Origin of the sequence: Micrococcus sp. 2A, assembly GCF_039519235.1 — a bacterium.
Lineage (GTDB): Bacteria > Actinomycetota > Actinomycetes > Actinomycetales > Micrococcaceae > Micrococcus.
On the sequence record NZ_CP154351.1, the window covers coordinates 2,241,061 to 2,257,749 of the forward strand.

The window sequence follows — 16,689 nt, forward strand, 5'->3', positions numbered from 1 at the left end:
CGACGCCCCGCGCGTGAGCCGTCCGCCCGAGGCACCGGCCGCGGCGGCCGGGAACAACGCGGCGGCACGCTCCGTTGTGCCTGGTGTCCCCCACGGACCATTGAGAGAGAAGGTCATCCCATGTCCGAATTCACTCGTTTCGAGCAGGTGACGGTGCTGGGCACCGGTGTGCTGGGCTCGCAGATCATCATGCAGGCCGCCTACCACGGCAAGAAGGTCATGGCGTACGACGCCGTCCCCGCCGCACTCGAGAACCTCGACAAGCGCTGGGCGTGGATCCGCCAGGGCTACGAGGCCGACCTGGGCGAGGGCTACGACGCCGCCCGCTTCGACGAGGCCATCGCCCGCATCACCCCGACGTCGGACCTGGCCGAGGCGGTGGCGGACGCGGACATCGTGATCGAGGCCGTCCCGGAGAACCTGGAGCTCAAGCGCAAGGTGTGGGCCCAGGTGGGTGAGCTCGCCCCCGCCACGACCCTGTTCGCCACGAACACCTCCTCCCTGCTGCCCTCGGACTTCGCCGACGCCAGCGGCCATCCGGAGCGCTTCCTGGCCCTGCACTACGCCAACCGCATCTGGGCGCAGAACACCGCCGAGGTCATGGGCACCGCCGCCACCTCGCCGGAGGCCGTCGCGGGAGCCCTGCAGTTCGCCGAGGAGACCGGCATGGTCCCCGTGCACGTGCGCAAGGAGATCCCGGGCTACTTCCTCAACTCCCTGCTCATCCCGTGGCTGCAGGCCGGCTCCAAGCTGTACATGCACGGAGTGGGCAACCCGGCGGACATCGACCGCACCTGGCGCGTGGCCACCGGCAACGAGCGCGGCCCGTTCCAGACCTATGACATCGTGGGCTTCCACGTGGCCGCCAACGTCTCCCGCAACACGGGCGTCGACTGGCAGCTCGGCTTCGCTGAGCTGCTCGAGAAGAGCATCGCCGAGGGCCACAGCGGCGTGGCCGACGGCCAGGGGTTCTACCGATACGGCCCCGACGGGGAGAACCTGGGCCCGGTCGAGGACTGGAACCTGGGCGACAAGGACACGCCGCTGGGCTGATCCCCGCCTCATCACGACGCCGGACCGTCCGGTGCGCATCCTGCGCGCCCGGGCGGCTCGTCGTCGTACAGTCGCCCCATGACGCTCCGGACCCCCTCTTCCCGCCGCGCCCTCGGCTGCACCCTCGCGGCGGTCGCCCTCGCCCTCACCGGGTGCGCGGGCGACGGCGCCCCGGCCGCCGCGTCGTCCTCCGCCGGAGCCACCTCGGCCGACGGGTCCGCCACGCCGATCCCGCCCACGCCTACGGAGACGACGGCCACCGCGAGTCCGGCCTCCTCCGCCCGGGCTGACAGCTCCGCCTCCAGCGCGTCCTCGCCCGCCGCGTCCGAGGGGAACGGCTCGACATCCCCGGCGGCGACGCGCCCACTGGACGAGACCGATCCGCAGGCGTATGTCGACGCCCTCCCCCTCACCGTCGACGAGATCGACCGGCGGGCGGAGGCCCTGTGGGAGACGTTCGACGCGGTGGGGCTCCCCGCGGCCGATCTCCTGACGCCCGCGGACCGCCTGGAGATGACCCTCGCGGACCTCGACGAGCTGCCTTCCGACGCCTCCCTCGTGGTGGGTGAGGAGGAGTGCGTCGCCGCCGTCCGCGCGCGGTCGGACCACGAACTGTCCACCCCGGTGTGGGAATACGAGGTGACCCTCGAGGACGAGATGATCGCCGACGACGCCGGGCTGGACTTCAAGGACAGCGTGCTGGAGTCGGTCCTGTTGAGCGAGACAGACCGGGCGGCGGATCTGCGCCGGCACGTGGAGAACCTGGACGAGGAGTTCCACGCGTGTGCCGACGTAAAGGCCACCGGTGCTCTCGGCGCTGCCGACGAACGCCCGTTCACGGCGGACGGCGTCACCTTCGAGTCCACCTCCCACCCGGGGCTGGCCTTCGAGGAGGGAGAGGTCTGGTGGTCCCTGGACGTGGCGAGGGGCTCCCGCCGGCTGGCGTACCTGTACACGGGCGACCCCGGCTCGCTCACCCGAGAGGACTTCGAGGAGGCAGCCGCCCGCCGGCTCCTCGACGTGGCCGACGCGCTCCCTCCCGAGTGGCCTCCGGCCCAGGAGACGGCGACGGCGGCGGACGTCCCCGGCCGGGCGGCCTCCACGGAGGCACGCACCTCCGCCTGACCCGCGGCCTCGCGCCTCCGCCCGACCTGCGTCCCTCAGCGGGCGGCCTTGTGGGACCCGTCACGGTCGCCCTACAGTTCGGTCATGACGACTCCTCGCACCACCGCCCGCCGCCTGTCCCGGCTCGGCGTCGTCGCCGCGAGCGCCCTCGCCCTCGCCGGATGTGCGGGGAACGGGGACGCCGGCGCCTCCTCGACCTCCTCCCCCGCGGGCGTCATCTCGTCCGGCGCAGCCCCCGCGTCCACGGGCCCGACGAGCGGGTCCGCGACCCCCTCAGGCTCCTCCCGCGCCCTCTCCCTGGACATGCCCGCCGCCCTGGACGCGGAGCACGTCAAGGCCGTGAAGCAGGCCGTGCTCCTGGCCGCCGGCCCCGGCGCGGAGGTCGGCCTGAGCAAGGCCTCGCCGCTCGAGCGCCAGACCGAGCTCCGCCGGGCCGCGGAGGACATCGAGCAGACCGCGGCCGCCGGAGCCTCGCCTGCGCCGTCGTGGAGCCCGGAGCAGCGCACCTGCCTGGACGCCACGCGCGGCGCCTTGGAGCGCTCGGCGGACGCGGACGCCGCCTGGGTGGACTTCATCGTCCAGCCCACCACGGCGGCCACCGTCGGTGGGGCGTCGACCGCCTCCCCCGTCCCGTCCATGACGGCCTCTCCCAAGGCGGAGGTCACGCCGATGGGCGTGCGGGTGGAGTCCTTCCCGGACGAGGCGGCGGCGCGCGCCGACATGGAGCAGGCCCGCACGGCCGCCGTGGCCTGCGCCGGGGCCGACCTGCCCGGGACGGGCGTGCGCGAGCTGGAGGATGTGGCATGGGAGGGCGGCACCGCGTACACCGCACGGCCCGTGGGCTCGGTCTACAGCCACGTCATGGCCGTGCAGGACGGCAGCCGGATCATCTCGGTGAGCCAGGGGACCACCGAGGGCGACGCCCCCGCGGACGCCGAGAGGCGAGCCGCCTCGATCGTCAGGAACGTGAAGGCCGCGCTCGACGGCACATGACGTCCCGGGCGTGGACGCCGGTCAGCCCCGCAGGCCGCCCAGCACCACGCCCGTGACGGCCTCCACCATCTCCTCCACGGACTTGTGCCCGGGCTGGGCCCCGTCCGGCCGGTACCAGTCCACGATCGAGTTGATCATGCCGAGCATGAGACGGGCGAGGTTGCGCGGTGTCACGTCCGAGCGCACCGTCCCCTCGGCCTGAGCGGCCTCCACGAGCTCGCCGAGCCGCCGGGTGATGGCTCGCCGCCGCTCCATCGCGGCCAGCTCCACGTCCGAGTTGCCGCGCAGGCGCAGCAGCAGCGTGACCTCGGGCATCCTGGCCACGAGGACCCGCAGGGTGCCGCGCACCGCCGCCTCCACCTTCTCCCCGGGCGCACCGGGACCGGCCTGGACGGCGTCGAGCGAGGTCTCCAGGGCGCCCAGGGCGTCGTCGAGCGCCTGCCCGAGGATGGCCTCCTTGGACTCCACGTGGTGGTAGATCGCCGACTTCGAGATGCCCAGGTGCTGCGCCAGCATCCCCATGGAGGTGGCCTCGTAGCCGTGGCGGTTGAAGACGTCGACGCAGACGGCCAGCAGGGTCTCGCGGTCGTAGCCGGGGCGCCCGCGGCGGGGCAGGCCGGCGACGGCGGCGTCGGGCTGGGGGTCGGTCACGGTGTCCTCTCGGGGCCTGGCATGCGGGTCGGCTGACCCAGCGTAGCCGCCGCGCGGGGACGGACGACGACGGCGGGCGCGGGCCGCCGTCCGCCTCCGACGGGCGCGGGCCGGGCTCCGGCCGGATCAGGCCTTGTCGCGCAGGTCGTAGACGCGCTTGAGCTTGCCGGAGGAGCGGGTCAGGGTGTCCGGCTCCACGACGTTGATGGCACACGAGGAGCCGATCTTCGTCTTGATCTCCTTCTGCAGCAGGCGCGCGCCCTCCTGGGCGGCCTCCAGGGTGGCCTCCACGCGGCGCTCGATGTTCACGGCCATCTCGTCCATGCGGTTCGGCCGCGTGATCTCGAGGGTGAAGTGCGGGGAGAGCGTGGGAATCTGGAGGGCGAGCTCCTCGATCTGCGAGGGGAAGAGGTTCACGCCGCGCAGGATGATCATGTCGTCGGAGCGGCCGGTGATGCGGCCCATGCGGCGGTGGCCCGGGTGCGAGGTGCCGGGCAGCAGGCGGGTGAGGTCGTGCGTGCGGTAGCGGATGATCGGCAGCGCCTGCTTGGTGAGCGAGGTGAAGACGAGCTCGCCGGGGCGGCCGGTCTCCAGCACCTCGTCCGTGAACGGGTCGATGATCTCGGGGCGGAAGTGGTCCTCCCAGATGTGCAAGCCGTCCTTCGTCTCCACGGACTCGCCGGCCACGCCGGGGCCCATGACCTCGGAGAGCCCGTAGATGTCCAGCGCGTCGATCTCGAAGGTCTGCTCGATCTCGCGGCGCATCTCCTCCGTCCACGGCTCGGCGCCCAGGATCGCGCGCTGGAGTGAGCTCTTGCGCGGGTCCAGGCCGAGCTTGCGGAAGCCGTCGGCGATGGTGAGCAGGTAGGTGGGGGTGGAGAGGATCGTCGTGGGCTGGAAGTCCGTGATGATCTGGACCTGCTTCTCCGTCTGCCCGCCGGACATCGGGATCACGGCCGCGCCGATGCGCTCCGCACCGTAGTGGGCGCCGAGGCCGCCCGTGAACAGGCCGTAGCCGTACGCGTTGTGCACGATGTCCCCGGGGCGCACGCCGGAGGCCCGGAAGCAGCGGGCCACGAGGGTCGCCCAGGTGGCGAGGTCGTCATCGGTGTAGCCGACCACGGTGGGCTGGCCCGTGGTGCCTGAGGAGGCGTGGATGCGGCGCAGCTCGGAGCCCTTCGCCGCGAACGCCTTGAAGGGGTAGTTCCTCCGCAGGAACTCCTTGTCCGTGTACGGGAACTTCCTGAGGTCCTCGAGCTCGGTGAAGTCGGAGGGGTGCACGCCGTGGGCGTCGAAGTGCTCGGTGTACGCCGGGACGTTCTCGTAGGCGTGGTGGAGGGACCAGCGGAGGCGCTCGGTCTGGAGCGCTTCGATCTGGTCGCGGCTCATCGTCTCCTCCGGGTCCTTGGCGCCGCGCGCCTCCGGGTCAGCCGGGACGGGTGCGGGCGTGTACGGATTCGGGATCGAGGCCTCGAGCATGGCGTTCTCCTTGGGATGCGGGGCAGGTGGTCGGGTCAGGCGGCGGGCTGGGGCGCCGGGATCGTCCGGGAGCGGCCGCGGAACACGGCGACGACGGCGCCGTCCTCGGCGGTGACCGTGATGTCGTAGACGCCGGAGCGGCCGGACTTCGCCACGAGCCGACCTTCCGCGGTCAGCGTCTGCCCGGCACGGGTGCCGGCCAGGAAGTTGACGTCCACGCCGGAGGCGACCGTGATGGTGCTGCCGTCCCCGCGCGGATCGTTGCAGGTCAGGGCGAAGCACGCGTCCGCGAACGCGAACACGGCACCGCCGTGAGCCATGCCGAAGCCGTTGTGGTGGTCCTCGGTCAGGGTCATCCGGATGCGGGCGTGATCCTTCTCCGCCGCCTCGAGGGTCACGCCGAGCCATTGCGCCACACGGTCGCCCGCGAGCATCGGGTGGTGCGGGGCGGCTGTCTGCCGGGCGTTCTCGGTCACGTGGGCACCTCCCTGTCGGGGCGCACGGTCGGTCGAGAGCAGAGGCCGCGCGAATTACTGAACGATCATTAGGTAAGTCCAGGTAACTCCGTCGATGTGACCTGCGTCAAGTCCGGGGCGGCATGTGACGGTCCGCCCACGGCGGAGACGCCGACGCCTCTGCGGGCCCGGGCTCCTCCGTCCTCCGTCCTCCTCCGTCTCCGGGCCATGCGGGCCACGCGGGCGACGCCCTCCACGGACGCCACGTGCCGCGGCGGGTCCCCGTTCGGCTGCTCCGCGGCCCTCGAACAGCAGCCCGGCGTCAGCCCGCGCGACGTCCGCGATGGAAGAATGGACCCCATGACCTCGCAGCCCTCCGCCACCGCGCCCGCGTCCACCGCCCACCGCCGTTCCCTCGCCGAGGCCGGCATCGCCCTCGGCCCGCTGGACGGGCGCTACCGGACCGCCGTCGAGCCGCTCGTGGAGCACCTGTCCGAGGCGGCGCTCAACCGCAACCGCGTGCACGTGGAGGTCGAGTGGTTCCTCCACCTGGCCGAGCGCTCCGTGCTGCCGGGTCTGGAGCCGCTCACGGCCGAGCAGCGGGCGGGCCTGCGGGCGATCGTCACGGACTTCGACGCGGAGTCCGTGGCCGAGCTGGCGGCCACCGAGAAGGTCACGGTGCATGACGTGAAGGCCGTCGAGTACTTCATCGCCGACCGCCTCGAGGGGCTGGGCCTGGGCCGACTGAAGCCGCTCGTGCACTTCGCGTGCACCTCCGAGGACATCAACAACCTCGCCTACGCGGTGGGTGTGCGCGACGCCGTCGAGCAGGTCTGGCTGCCGGCCGCCCGCGCCGCCGTGGCCACCGTCTCCGCGATGGCCGCCGAGGCCGCCGAGACCCCCATGCTCTCCCGCACGCACGGCCAGCCGGCCACGCCGACCACGCTCGGCAAGGAGATGGCCGTGTTCGTCCATCGCCTGGGCCGCCAGATCGCGCGCGTCGAGTCCCAGCCCTACCTCGGCAAGATCAACGGCGCCACCGGCACCTACGCCGCCCACCTGGCGGCGGCTCCGCAGGCGGACTGGCAGGACGTCGCCCGCTCGTTCGTGGAGCACCTCGGCCTCACCTGGAACCCGCTGACCACCCAGATCGAGTCACACGACTGGCAGGCGGAGCTGTACGCCGACGTCGCGCGCTTCAACCGGATCCTCCACGGCTTCTGCGTGGACGTGTGGAGCTACATCTCCATCGGCTACTTCGCGCAGATCCCCGTGGCCGGCGCGACCGGCTCCTCCACCATGCCGCACAAGGTGAACCCGATCCGGTTCGAGAACGCCGAGGCCAACCTCGAGCTCTCCTGCGCGCTGCTGGACTCCCTGGGCGCCACGCTGGTGGAGTCCCGCTGGCAGCGCGACCTCACCGACTCCACGTCGCAGCGCAACATCGGCGTGGCCCTGGGCCACTCGGTGCTCGCGCTGAGCAACGTCACGAAGGGCATGGGCCAGCTGCAGGTGGCCGAGCCGGTGCTCGCCGACGACCTGGACCACAACTGGGAGGTCCTCGGCGAGGCGATCCAGACCGTGATGCGCGCCGAGGCGATCGCCGGCGTCGCGGGCATGGACAACCCGTACGAGCGCCTCAAGGAGCTCACCCGTGGCCAGCGCGTGGACGGGGAGCGCATGCGGGAGTTCGTGGCCGGCCTCGGCCTGTCCGAGGGCGCTCAGGCCCGCCTGCTGGCGCTCACGCCGGCCTCGTACACGGGCATCGCGGCCGAGCTGGCCGCCGAGTTCGGCAGGCGCTGACGGGCCGGCCGAACAAAAAGAACAAATACGATGTGAGCATGCGCTACCCCGTGCCCGGCCCGGCCCAGCCGAACAGCCCCTTCACGCCGGGGTACGGGCGTCGCCCACTCGTGTTCGGCGGCCACGAAGACCTGCTCCGCGACATGGGCAGAGTCTTCCAAGACCATGACTTCGGCGAGAACCAGTCCGTCCTCCTGTCCGGACTGAGGGGCGCCGGAAAGACCTCCATGCTGCAGCGGATCGAAGACCTCGCCCGGGATGCCGGTTGGCTCGTGATCAGCGAGGATGCCAGCGCGGGCCTCCAACGCAGGCTGGTGGAGAGCACGTTGCCAGACGTCGTGAACTCCCTGCCCCGGCAGACCAAACGTGAGCTCAAGGAACTGGGGCTCTGGCACTTCTCCGCCGCGTGGGAGGTCACAGAGCGTCCCTCTCGTCCCCTCATGCGCAATGATCTGGTGACCGTTGCCCGACATGCCGGGGTGCGCGGAATCCTCATCACGATCGACGAGGTCTCCTCGGGCAAGACGCGCCTACGAGAGGTCAGCGCCGTCGCACGGGAGGTCTCCCATGCAATCAGCCGCGGAGCGGACATCGTGGTGGCTTTCGCCGGCATCAAGGTCGACCTCGATGAGCTCGTACGACAGGAACACACGACCTTTCTCCGCCGCTCCCGGACCGCCGACTTCCACCGACTTTCCCCGAGGGAGACCCGCCACGTCCTCGCGGAGACGGCACGCCTCGGCGGCCGGGAGTTCACCGCAGAAGCCCTGGAGATGCTGATCGCCGCGGCCCAGGGCTACCCCTACCTCGTCCAGCTGCTGGGCGACTACGCGTGGCGACACCGCCCGGCCCATCCCCGGATCGACCTGTCCGCCGCCGAGGCAGCCCGCGACCGGGGGCTGCAGGCGGTGATGGACCGTGTGCTGTCGAAGGTCTTCAACGACCTCTCCGCCAAGGATCAGGAGTTCCTCCGCGCCATGGCTGTCGACGAGGAGCGATCCCGCATCGGCGACATCACCGCGCGCCTCGGCTCCTACAGCCAGTATGTGAATCAGTATCGGAACCGACTCATCGACAGCGGCTACGTGCAGCCGGACGGATACGGGTACCTCCGCTTCGCCCTTCCCTACCTCGGCGCCTACATCCGCTCTCTGACCGACAGGGGCCCGGCGTCGGCTCCGGACGACGACTGGAGCGCCTACCCGCCACCCCTGACATGAAAGGTGCCGACCCGGGCCGCGGGGACACCACAGGAGCGTCCCCGCTACCGTGACCCCATGCTGACCTCCTCCGTCGCCGCCTGGCTGCTGACCACGTCCCCCAAGAACCCGGAAGAGCTCCAGCGCGACCTGCCCTCCGCCGTCGACGAGACCGGCCAGGTGGCCCAGGCCGTCACCCAGATCGTCACGGCGGTGGACCTGGTGGGCGTGTTCTTCTTCGCGATCTCCGGCGCCATCCTGGCCGTCCGGAAGGGGTACGACATCGTCGGCTCGCTACTGCTGGCGCTCATGGTGGGCACCGGTGGCGGCGTGATCCGCGACCTGATCGTCAACCAGGACGTCCCGTCCGCCTTCCGCAACCCGTGGTATCTCATCCTGCCCGTGCTGGCGTCCCTGGCCGTGTTCTTCAAGGTCTTCGACGGCGAGCGCGGCAAGAACGCCGTGATGCTCGTGGACGCGGTGGGCCTGGCCGTGTACTGCGTGGTCGGCACCCGGATCGCGCTGCTCGGGGGCCTCTCCCCCGTCTCGGCCGCGGTGCTCGGGCTCGTCACGGCGGTGGGCGGCGGCCTGCTGCGCGACGTGGTGGCGGGCGAGCCTCCGGCCGTGTTCGGCGGGCGCGGCTGGTACGCCGTGCCTGCGCTGATCGGCGCCGCCGCCACCTCCGCGCTGGGCCAGGCCGAGTGGCTGAGCATCTACACGATGCTCGCGGTGATGCTCGTGGTCCTGACGCTGCGCGCGGTCTCCCTGCGCAAGGAGTGGATGGCCCCGGGCGCGGAGATCACCGGGGAGACCCAGCGCCAGCGCATGGACCCGGACGGCGCCCCGCCCGTGCCGGACGTCCGGGACCAGGGCAGCCCCGCCGACCCGCCGCGCGAGAGCGGCCAGGAGCCCACCACGCCCACCCCGCAGGTCGAGGAGAGCGCCATGGACCGCGCCGTCGAGGGCGACGACGGCGCCTACCGCCACTGATTCCCCCTCCCCCTGGAAAGGAGCCGCCGTGGACCTGCAGCAGCTGTTCGCCGAGCTGGCCGACGTCCCCTGGCTGCTGACCGTCCTGGACCTGGTGGGGGTGTTCTTCTTCGCGGTCTCCGGGGCGCTGCTGGCCGCGCGCAAGGACTTCGACCTGGTGGGCTCCGTGGCGTTGGCCCTGTTGGCGGGCCTGGGCGGCGGCATCACCCGGGACATCGTCCTGGACCGAGGCCTGCCGGCATCGCTGCAGGACCCGATCTACCTGGCCCCGCCCGTGCTGGTGTCCCTGCTGGTGTACGTCAAAGTGATCCACCCGAACCGCCTGAACCTGACCATCACGCTGTTCGACGCGGCGGGCCTGGCCCTGTTCACGGTCTCCGGCGTGATGATCGCCCACGCGATGGGCGTGCACCCGGTGTCCGTGGTGGTGGTGGCCACCGTGGGCGCCCTCGGCGGCGGGGTGCTGCGGGACATCGTGGCCAACGAGGTGCCGTCCATCTTCGACCCCCGCGGCGTGTACGTGATGCCCGCCGTGGTGGGGGCGGCCGCGGCGGAGCTCGTGGCGCAGCGCGGTGCCCTGAACGCGTTCACGGGCTTCCTGATCGCGCTCCTGGTCTTCACGGTGCGCATGCTCGCGTACCGCTACCAATGGCGCCTGCCCGGCGCGGACGTCAGCCAGGACAAGGACCGACTGGACCGCCTGCGCCGCCTCGCGGAGCAGGCGCAGAAGGCGGCCGTCCGACGCGCGGCCCGCGCCCGGGAGCGGGGGCCGCGGGCGGCCTTCGGCCCCGCCGAGGAGTACGAGGGCCAGGTGCGTGTGGAGGACTGGGACCCGGACACCCAGGCCATCACGGTGGTGGACGAGGCGACCCGCCAGTCCGTTCGTTACCACCCGGAGACCGGCATCATGGACGTCACGGACCTGCGCACCGGCCGCACCCGGTCCTACGACGACCCGGACGACGACTGGGTGGTGGACACCGGCTCGGCCGAGGGCGCGGACGCGGACCGGGACGACGCCGGCCGGTGAGACGGTCTATGCTGGAGGTCCATGACCGGCACCGCAGACAGCGTCCCCACCATGGCCCCCTCCACCTCGGACTCGACCTCCCGCCCCCTCGGGTTCGACCGGGAGAAGTACATCGAGCTCCAGTCCCAGCACATCCAGGAACGCCGCCGCCAGCTCGGCGGCAAGCTCTACCTGGAGATGGGCGGCAAGCTCTTCGACGACCTGCACGCCTCCCGCGTGCTGCCCGGCTTCACCCCGGACAACAAGATCGCGATGCTCGACCGCATCAAGGACGAGACCGAGATCCTGGTGTGCTTCAACGCCAAGGACCTCGAGCGGAACAAGGTCCGCGCGGACCTGGGCATCACGTACGAGGACGACGTCCTGCGCCTCGTGGACGTGTTCCGGGAGCGCGGGTTCCTGGTGGAGCACGTGGTGGTCACGCAGCTGGAGGACGCCAACCACCGCGCGCTGGCGTTCCTCGAGAAGCTCGAGCGCCTCGGCCTGAAGGTGGCCCGCCACCGCGTGATCCCCGGCTACCCGCACGCCATGTCCACGATCGTCTCGGAGCAGGGCTTCGGCGCGAATGAGTGGTCCGAGACCACGCGGGACCTCGTCGTCGTGACGGCCCCCGGCCCGGGCTCCGGCAAGCTGGCGACGTGCCTGAGCCAGGTGTACAACGATCGGCAGCGGGGCATCCCGGCCGGCTACGCGAAGTTCGAGACGTTCCCCATCTGGAACCTGCCGCTCGAGCACCCGGTGAACGCCGCCTACGAGGCCGCCACCGTGGACCTGGACGACATCAACCTGATCGACCCGTTCCACCTGGCCGAGTACGGCGAGCGGGTGACCAGCTACAACCGCGACGTCGAGGTGTTCCCGCTGCTGTCCGCGCTGCTGGAGAAGGTCACGGGCACCACCCCGTACAAGTCCCCCACGGACATGGGCGTGAACATGGCCGGCGCGGCGATCGTGGACGACGAGGTGTGCCAGGAGGCCGCGAAGCAGGAGATCATCCGGCGCTACTACAAGGCTCAGGTCAACGAGGCCCTGGAGGGCGCGGACGACACCGAGTCCGAGCGCGTGGCCCTGGTGATGTCCAAGCTGGGGCTGAGCTCGGAGGACCGCCCGGTGGTGGGCGCCGCGCAGTTGGTGGCCGAGCGCACCGGTGAGCCCGGCGCGGCCGTGCAGCTGGCGGACGGCACCCTGGTGACCGGCAAGACCTCGGAGCTGCTGGGCTGTTCCGCGGCGGTGCTGCTCAACGCCCTCAAGGTGCTGGCCGGCATCGAGGACGACGTGCACCTGCTCTCCCCCGCCTCGATCGAGCCGATCCAGACGCTCAAGACCGTGCACCTGGGCTCCAAGAACCCGCGGCTGCACACGGATGAGGTGCTGATCGCACTCTCCGTGTCCGCGGCGACCGACGAGAACGCGAAGGCGGCCGTCGACCAGCTGGCGAGCCTCGAGGGCTGCGACGTGCACACGACGACGATCCTCGGCTCCGTGGACGAGGGCATCTTCCGGTCCCTGGGGATGCTCGTGACGAGCGAGCCGAAGTTCCAGAAGAAGGGGCTGTACCGGAAGCGGTGAGGCGGGGCGGTACTTGCGGTCGCTTTCGTTGATGAAACGGGCGACCCCTGGGCGTTTTCGTTCGAGAAGCGGGAGCGGGCCGCCCGTGGGTCACGGCCCGCTCAGGAGGCCCCGGCGGTGCGCCGGGGCCTCCGTGCATTCACGACGTCGATGATCCGCTCGGCGACGACAGCCGGGTCCTCGTGCTCCCAGAAGCGGAGGACGAGCCAACCTCGCTCGGTCAGTACTCGGGTGGTCTCCGCGTCACGAGTGCGATTGGTGGCCACCTTGTCCGACCAGTAGCCGCCGTTGGCCTTCGGAGCGATGTAGTGCTCCGGACAGCCGTGCCAGTAGCAGCCGTCGATGAGCACGACCACACGAGCGGGCCGGAACAGGATATCCACGGTGCGGCGCAGGTCCTTCTCCGGCCGAGCGTTGACACGGTAGCGCAGGCCGGCTACGTGGAGCCGGCGACGGACGGCGAGCTCGGGCTTGGTGTCTCGGGCCCTGTTCCCGCGCATCGTCGCGCGCGCCACCGGAGAGGAAGCCCAAGAGGTGCCTTCGGAACCTCTGCCCGTCATCTCCCTCCGAAGAGACGCCGAAGCGTGGGCCGGCGACGGGCAGTGGCCTGCGGCACCGACTCAGGAGCAAATTCCACCGGAGCCAGGGACTCGCTCGCGACCGCATCAACAGCCATGGTCGATGACTTCGCGCCTCTCACATCACGGCCCCGCGGCTCTGATGCCTCCTGATACTGGTGGTCCACGACAGAGCGCAGACAATCCTCATCACTCGTCGTCAGATCAGCGAAGCCTGTAGCGGCTCGAATCGGCATGATGAACTGCCGATAGCCTTCCCCCGTCTTCTCTCCTCTGGCAGTCCCCTCAGCAAGGAACTTCTCCATCACGATTCGAGCAACGGCCGGGTTTCTCCATAAGGAGGGTCTCTCGAGAATGGCAGCGTAGAGGTCCTCCGAGGGACGGCGGGACTCCACAATCTCGGGGCCGAACAACACCCACCGCTTCCAAAGCCTCTCCATCACATGCCGCCGGTTGCCACCGATGAGGCGATCTTGGAACGACTTACGACTCGGCGCTGTCTGGGAGGAGCGAATTCGACGCGTTGCCAGGTCGGGGAGCAGGGCGAGAGCTAGGAAGTCCCAGACCTGTGGGTGAGCGAACTCCGCGCGTTGTCCAGAGGACATCGTGAAGAGGGCGCGGCCGAGAGCCAGGTCGAAGTCCGCCATGCTCGGCTGCGGCGCGATAGAGACTTCTTTAAGCAGGGCCTCACGCAACCGCAGCAGCTCGTCCACTGTGGCAGGAGCTCCGCCGGTGGAGGGGAAGGCATCAGGAGCCGCCACGGCATCCTCAACCACCCCACGGTCGAATTCCATCACCCCGTCGCTCTCCCACAGGAAGATGCGCTGCTGGCGTGCAGCTGTCGGCGACAGTCGCGGCATGAGCGTGTACTGATTCATGCATCTCCCTCCAGCAAGTGAGTCGCGGACATCAAGAGGTACTCGAAGTACTCGGGCTCATCTCGGTAGATTCCACACACCTCCCGAAGTGAACGTTGGAAGAACCGAGCCGCGATCCGAGCCGCGGCAGCGGCGATGGACTCAGGGTTTTCCTCGGCCACCGCGTCCACACCACCGCTCAGAGACGCATCGGACCCACTCTCCGCAAGATCCCGACTGAGGCGATGGGCGGCGGCGATCAGCTGGCGTGCGATGTCAGCCTCAAGCAGTGCCATAGAAATGCGTGGTGCTGTGCCGTCGAGCAGGTCGATCGCTTGGGGATAGTCCTCGTTCACATAGAGGCGCATCGACGACCTGAATCCGTCCTCGAGACCCGCAGCGTAGAGGTCGAAGCGCCACGGGGCCGCTTGCCAGGACTCATTCCTGAACGACACCACGCTTACCGGGAAGCCCGGCTGACTCGGTTCCAGCGAGACCTTCTCCGTTTTGGCCTCCGCCACGATCCGGTCTCGGAGCCAGGGCTGGTCAGCAACCGGCGCCACGATCGTGGCCGCCAAATCGAGCTGAGCCGTGACCTCATGTGCATCAAGACGTAGCTCTCCACGCGCGACAAAACGGTCTCCGCTCCGCGTCAACGGTGTTCGGCGCGAGAGGATGAACGCCGTCGCCGAGCAGGTCACAGAAACCACGAGTACAGGAGCCCCCGGTGATTCAAGTGCCTCCAGCGCGTCAGCATCAACGCTCACGTCGATCAGAAATGTGAGAGAAGAGTTTGCATCGCAATGCTCCGCGAGATCCTGGAGAGAGACATCGCGACCATCGCAGTCGACCGCCCACCGCTGCCACGAGGCGGAGCTCGGGTCCAGACGGGGAAACGGTGAGAGGAACAACGGCGCCATCAAGCCCCCCTGCCCACGACGAGGTCGAAGGTCATCGCCGCGGTGAAGTGGGGCGTGATCTTCACCGACCCCTCAGTCGGTCCTGTGATCGCGATGGTAGGTCCCGAACGACGTTCAGTACCCAGGGCCCACTCCACGTCGACATTCGACGCATCCATCTCCACCGCACCGCCCCACTCACGCGCCTTGACCACCGCCTCCACGATTCTCTCGCGTCCCTCCTCGTTCTGCACTTCGAAGTCAATCTCCCAGGCTCCACCTGGGAGCTGCCGGCTGCCTCGAAGGTGCACCGTGGCGTTGCCCTGGTTGCCTGGCCTTCGACGTCCGCCGGACGAGGATCCACCCGCGTGGTCCCCCTGTGCAGTCGTGTCCTCCGAGCTCGACATGCTTCCGGGAGAACTCGGGACGGGAGGTCCTGAAAGGGAGGTGTCCAAGTCCGTCGGCACGAATGAGTTGAGGGCACGGGAAAGCACGCGCGCGGACCGGACCTCTCCCCGGATCTTCTTCGCCGAGTCCTTGCGGACAAAGCCGCGCACCTTGGAGGTCACGTTCTGCATCGTGTGGCCTACGACGTAGACCGCCACGGGGTTGTCCGGGATCGAGACATTCCAGGCGTCATGCGTCGCCGGCTCTGATGCAGCGAAATGCCGATCGCACTCCGGAGTCGGCTTGAAAACGCCGAACCACTCGTACATCTCGCCTTCGTCGACAGGCATCGGAGTGTAATTGACCACGATCTCCGTCTCGGAACGCATCACGGAAAGGCTGTCCCGCTTGCGTGTCTCCTCATCGGAGGCCAGCGGGTCCCTTAGAACCTTCGCCATGTAGAGGTGTCCCGTCGTCCGATCATCGCGCCCGCCGAAGTAGTCCTCAAGCGGGTAGCCTGCAGAGGCCTTGGGGTTCAGACGGATTGGAGTCACTGCCTCCTCTCGGATGCCGACCGGGACAGCCCACGGAGAGGCGGCGTCTTCTCCGAGCTGAGCAGATCGGATGGCGGCGAGGCCGTGCGCATACACGGGAAGACGCTCCTCGACGACAGTGGCGATGTCTACCTCCTCACCACGTACGGAGAACTGGACGATCATGGGGGCATCCCCGTCACCGTATGGCACCACCTTGGGCCAGGCACTCGCCACCAGCGCATCGAGCATCTGTTGCCCGAGCATGTCGCACTGCTCGTCCGTGCCCACCGGGACCCACTCGTCCACGTCGCCGTCCCGGTGAGTGAGCACGGTAGGAGCGAGGACGAGGATCGACGTCCCCGTCTCCTCCTCGCCGAAATGCGTCTCGAACAGCGCCTCGCCCAGGAATTTGGCGTGGTCACCGCGCAAGGGGAGGATCTCCTCCTGGTCCATGTCTCCCCACCAGTGGGCTCCCGTGTACCGCTTGCCACCGATGTCGAACTCATCGTGGAGAGCCGAGGCGATGAGCCTGTCCTCGAGAGTCCCGTCGCCTCGTTCGCACCGGGTCCAGTAGACGACGGCATGGGCTGCCGACGCCTCAAAGGTCGCCGTCTTGCCGAAGCCGTAGGTCCCTCCAGATCCGCCCCCCTGGGGCTTCGTGGTCCCGATGTCGAAGACGAAGGCGTTGAAGTTGTTCGGCTGTCCGGGTAGGGCGGCTTCGCCTGACCTGACGGGCCCGTTCAAGCCGGTGGTCCCACGGTCGAAGATCTCCACCACATGGAGGTCGGGAGAGGTCAGCGCGGCCTGCAACTTTCCCAGCTTCAGCTCCTCAGTGATCTCCGTGAAGATTTCCGTGGAGAGAATCTCCCGGACAGAGGTGTCCGCGCGGCGGATGCTGGCGCCGTAGGCGGGGAACCAGTTCTCATGATCTGCCGCGTCCCATGAGTTCTGCAGGGTCTCCCGAACAAGGACGTCCAGGCGGGTGAGATGACCCTGGGTATTCAGAAGTTTGCCGCGGCCTCCGCTGGTCTGGTCACCCGGCCCACGAGGCTTGGAGTAGCGGCGCAGTCGAACCTCAGCCACCA

15 protein-coding genes are annotated in these 16,689 nt (G+C 69.6%); 8 read left to right on the forward strand and 7 right to left on the reverse strand.

Annotation, left to right across the window (positions count from 1 at the left end; translation table 11 throughout):
* Window positions 1–120 precede the first annotated feature (120 nt).
* The 3 genes from AAG742_RS10310 (at window position 121) to AAG742_RS10320 (ending at window position 3,171) form a co-directional block, all read left to right on the forward strand.
* The gene (locus AAG742_RS10310; RefSeq protein WP_343282130.1) at window positions 121–1,053 is read left to right on the forward strand and encodes a 3-hydroxyacyl-CoA dehydrogenase; all 933 of its coding nucleotides are present in this window, start codon (window positions 121–123) and stop codon (window positions 1,051–1,053) included.
* 78 nt (window positions 1,054–1,131) lie between these two features.
* Window positions 1,132–2,178, forward strand: coding sequence for a hypothetical protein (locus AAG742_RS10315; RefSeq protein ID WP_343282131.1), 1,047 nt, complete (start codon window positions 1,132–1,134; stop codon window positions 2,176–2,178).
* A gap of 84 nt (window positions 2,179–2,262) precedes the next feature.
* Entirely contained in the window at window positions 2,263–3,171 is a 909-nt protein-coding gene (locus AAG742_RS10320; RefSeq protein WP_343282132.1) for a hypothetical protein, read from the forward strand.
* Window positions 3,172–3,192: 21 nt separating this feature from the next.
* Here the strand turns inward: AAG742_RS10320 and AAG742_RS10325 are convergent, their stop codons facing one another.
* The 3 genes from AAG742_RS10325 to AAG742_RS10335 all read right to left on the reverse strand — a co-directional run bounded on the left by AAG742_RS10325 (window position 3,193) and on the right by AAG742_RS10335 (window position 5,735).
* Window positions 3,193–3,822 (reverse strand): TetR/AcrR family transcriptional regulator, encoded by a 630-nt coding sequence (locus AAG742_RS10325; RefSeq protein ID WP_343282133.1) that lies wholly within the window; start codon window positions 3,820–3,822, stop codon window positions 3,193–3,195.
* Between the two features lie 126 nt (window positions 3,823–3,948).
* Window positions 3,949–5,301: an AMP-binding protein gene (locus AAG742_RS10330; protein WP_298712163.1), complete on the reverse strand. Its 1,353-nt coding sequence runs from the start codon at window positions 5,299–5,301 to the stop codon at window positions 3,949–3,951.
* Between the two features lie 35 nt (window positions 5,302–5,336).
* A complete protein-coding gene (locus AAG742_RS10335) occupies window positions 5,337–5,735 on the reverse strand; it encodes a hotdog fold thioesterase (protein WP_298712691.1) in 399 nt (132 codons plus the stop codon).
* Between the two features lie 381 nt (window positions 5,736–6,116).
* On the opposite strand from AAG742_RS10335, the gene purB reads away from it, so the two are divergent.
* Genes purB through AAG742_RS10360 form a run of 5 tightly spaced genes read left to right on the forward strand, consistent with a single transcriptional unit; the run spans window position 6,117 to window position 12,347 of the window.
* A complete protein-coding gene (gene purB, locus AAG742_RS10340) occupies window positions 6,117–7,559 on the forward strand; it encodes an adenylosuccinate lyase (protein ID WP_343282134.1) in 1,443 nt (480 codons plus the stop codon).
* A gap of 38 nt (window positions 7,560–7,597) precedes the next feature.
* A complete protein-coding gene (locus AAG742_RS10345) occupies window positions 7,598–8,779 on the forward strand; it encodes an ATP-binding protein (protein WP_343282135.1) in 1,182 nt (393 codons plus the stop codon).
* A gap of 57 nt (window positions 8,780–8,836) precedes the next feature.
* On the forward strand, window positions 8,837–9,748 hold the full coding sequence (locus AAG742_RS10350) for a trimeric intracellular cation channel family protein (RefSeq protein WP_298712157.1): 912 nt from the start codon (window positions 8,837–8,839) through the stop codon (window positions 9,746–9,748).
* 28 nt (window positions 9,749–9,776) lie between these two features.
* Entirely contained in the window at window positions 9,777–10,778 is a 1,002-nt protein-coding gene (locus AAG742_RS10355; RefSeq protein ID WP_298712155.1) for a TRIC cation channel family protein, read from the forward strand.
* 21 nt (window positions 10,779–10,799) lie between these two features.
* On the forward strand, window positions 10,800–12,347 hold the full coding sequence (locus AAG742_RS10360) for a DUF1846 domain-containing protein (protein ID WP_248117310.1): 1,548 nt from the start codon (window positions 10,800–10,802) through the stop codon (window positions 12,345–12,347).
* A 101-nt stretch (window positions 12,348–12,448) separates the two neighbouring features.
* Here the strand turns inward: AAG742_RS10360 and AAG742_RS10365 are convergent, their stop codons facing one another.
* From AAG742_RS10365 to AAG742_RS10380, 4 genes are read right to left on the reverse strand one after another with little or no spacing between them, the layout of a single operon-like run.
* Window positions 12,449–12,847: a very short patch repair endonuclease gene (locus tag AAG742_RS10365; protein WP_248117308.1), complete on the reverse strand. Its 399-nt coding sequence runs from the start codon at window positions 12,845–12,847 to the stop codon at window positions 12,449–12,451.
* Between the two features lie 56 nt (window positions 12,848–12,903).
* Complete coding sequence (locus AAG742_RS10370; RefSeq protein ID WP_248117306.1) at window positions 12,904–13,803, reverse strand: hypothetical protein; 900 nt, start codon at window positions 13,801–13,803, stop codon at window positions 12,904–12,906.
* Complete coding sequence (locus AAG742_RS10375; RefSeq protein ID WP_248117304.1) at window positions 13,800–14,702, reverse strand: hypothetical protein; 903 nt, start codon at window positions 14,700–14,702, stop codon at window positions 13,800–13,802. The genes AAG742_RS10370 and AAG742_RS10375 overlap by 4 nt, the downstream gene beginning before the upstream one ends.
* A complete protein-coding gene (locus AAG742_RS10380; RefSeq protein ID WP_248117303.1) occupies window positions 14,702–16,687 on the reverse strand; it encodes a hypothetical protein in 1,986 nt (661 codons plus the stop codon). The genes AAG742_RS10375 and AAG742_RS10380 overlap by 1 nt, the downstream gene beginning before the upstream one ends.
* Window positions 16,688–16,689: the final 2 nt, after the last annotated feature.

Bases quoted from the DNA above. Each gene is read 5' to 3' on its own strand.
- AAG742_RS10310 (WP_343282130.1), top strand. From the start codon at position 121: ATGTCCGAATTCACTCGTTTCGAGCAGGTGACGGTGCTGGGCACCGGT.
- AAG742_RS10320 (WP_343282132.1), top strand. From the start codon at position 2,263: ATGACGACTCCTCGCACCACCGCCCGCCGCCTGTCCCGGCTCGGCGTC.
- AAG742_RS10345 (WP_343282135.1), top strand. From the start codon at position 7,598: ATGCGCTACCCCGTGCCCGGCCCGGCCCAGCCGAACAGCCCCTTCACG.
- AAG742_RS10335 (WP_298712691.1), bottom strand. From the start codon at position 5,735: ATGCTCGCGGGCGACCGTGTGGCGCAATGGCTCGGCGTGACCCTCGAG.
- AAG742_RS10365 (WP_248117308.1), bottom strand. From the start codon at position 12,847: ATGCGCGGGAACAGGGCCCGAGACACCAAGCCCGAGCTCGCCGTCCGT.
- AAG742_RS10350 (WP_298712157.1), top strand. From the start codon at position 8,837: ATGCTGACCTCCTCCGTCGCCGCCTGGCTGCTGACCACGTCCCCCAAG.
- purB (WP_343282134.1), top strand. From the start codon at position 6,117: ATGACCTCGCAGCCCTCCGCCACCGCGCCCGCGTCCACCGCCCACCGC.
- AAG742_RS10375 (WP_248117304.1), bottom strand. From the start codon at position 14,702: ATGGCGCCGTTGTTCCTCTCACCGTTTCCCCGTCTGGACCCGAGCTCC.
- AAG742_RS10330 (WP_298712163.1), bottom strand. From the start codon at position 5,301: ATGCTCGAGGCCTCGATCCCGAATCCGTACACGCCCGCACCCGTCCCG.
- AAG742_RS10370 (WP_248117306.1), bottom strand. From the start codon at position 13,803: ATGAATCAGTACACGCTCATGCCGCGACTGTCGCCGACAGCTGCACGC.
- AAG742_RS10360 (WP_248117310.1), top strand. From the start codon at position 10,800: ATGACCGGCACCGCAGACAGCGTCCCCACCATGGCCCCCTCCACCTCG.
- AAG742_RS10315 (WP_343282131.1), top strand. From the start codon at position 1,132: ATGACGCTCCGGACCCCCTCTTCCCGCCGCGCCCTCGGCTGCACCCTC.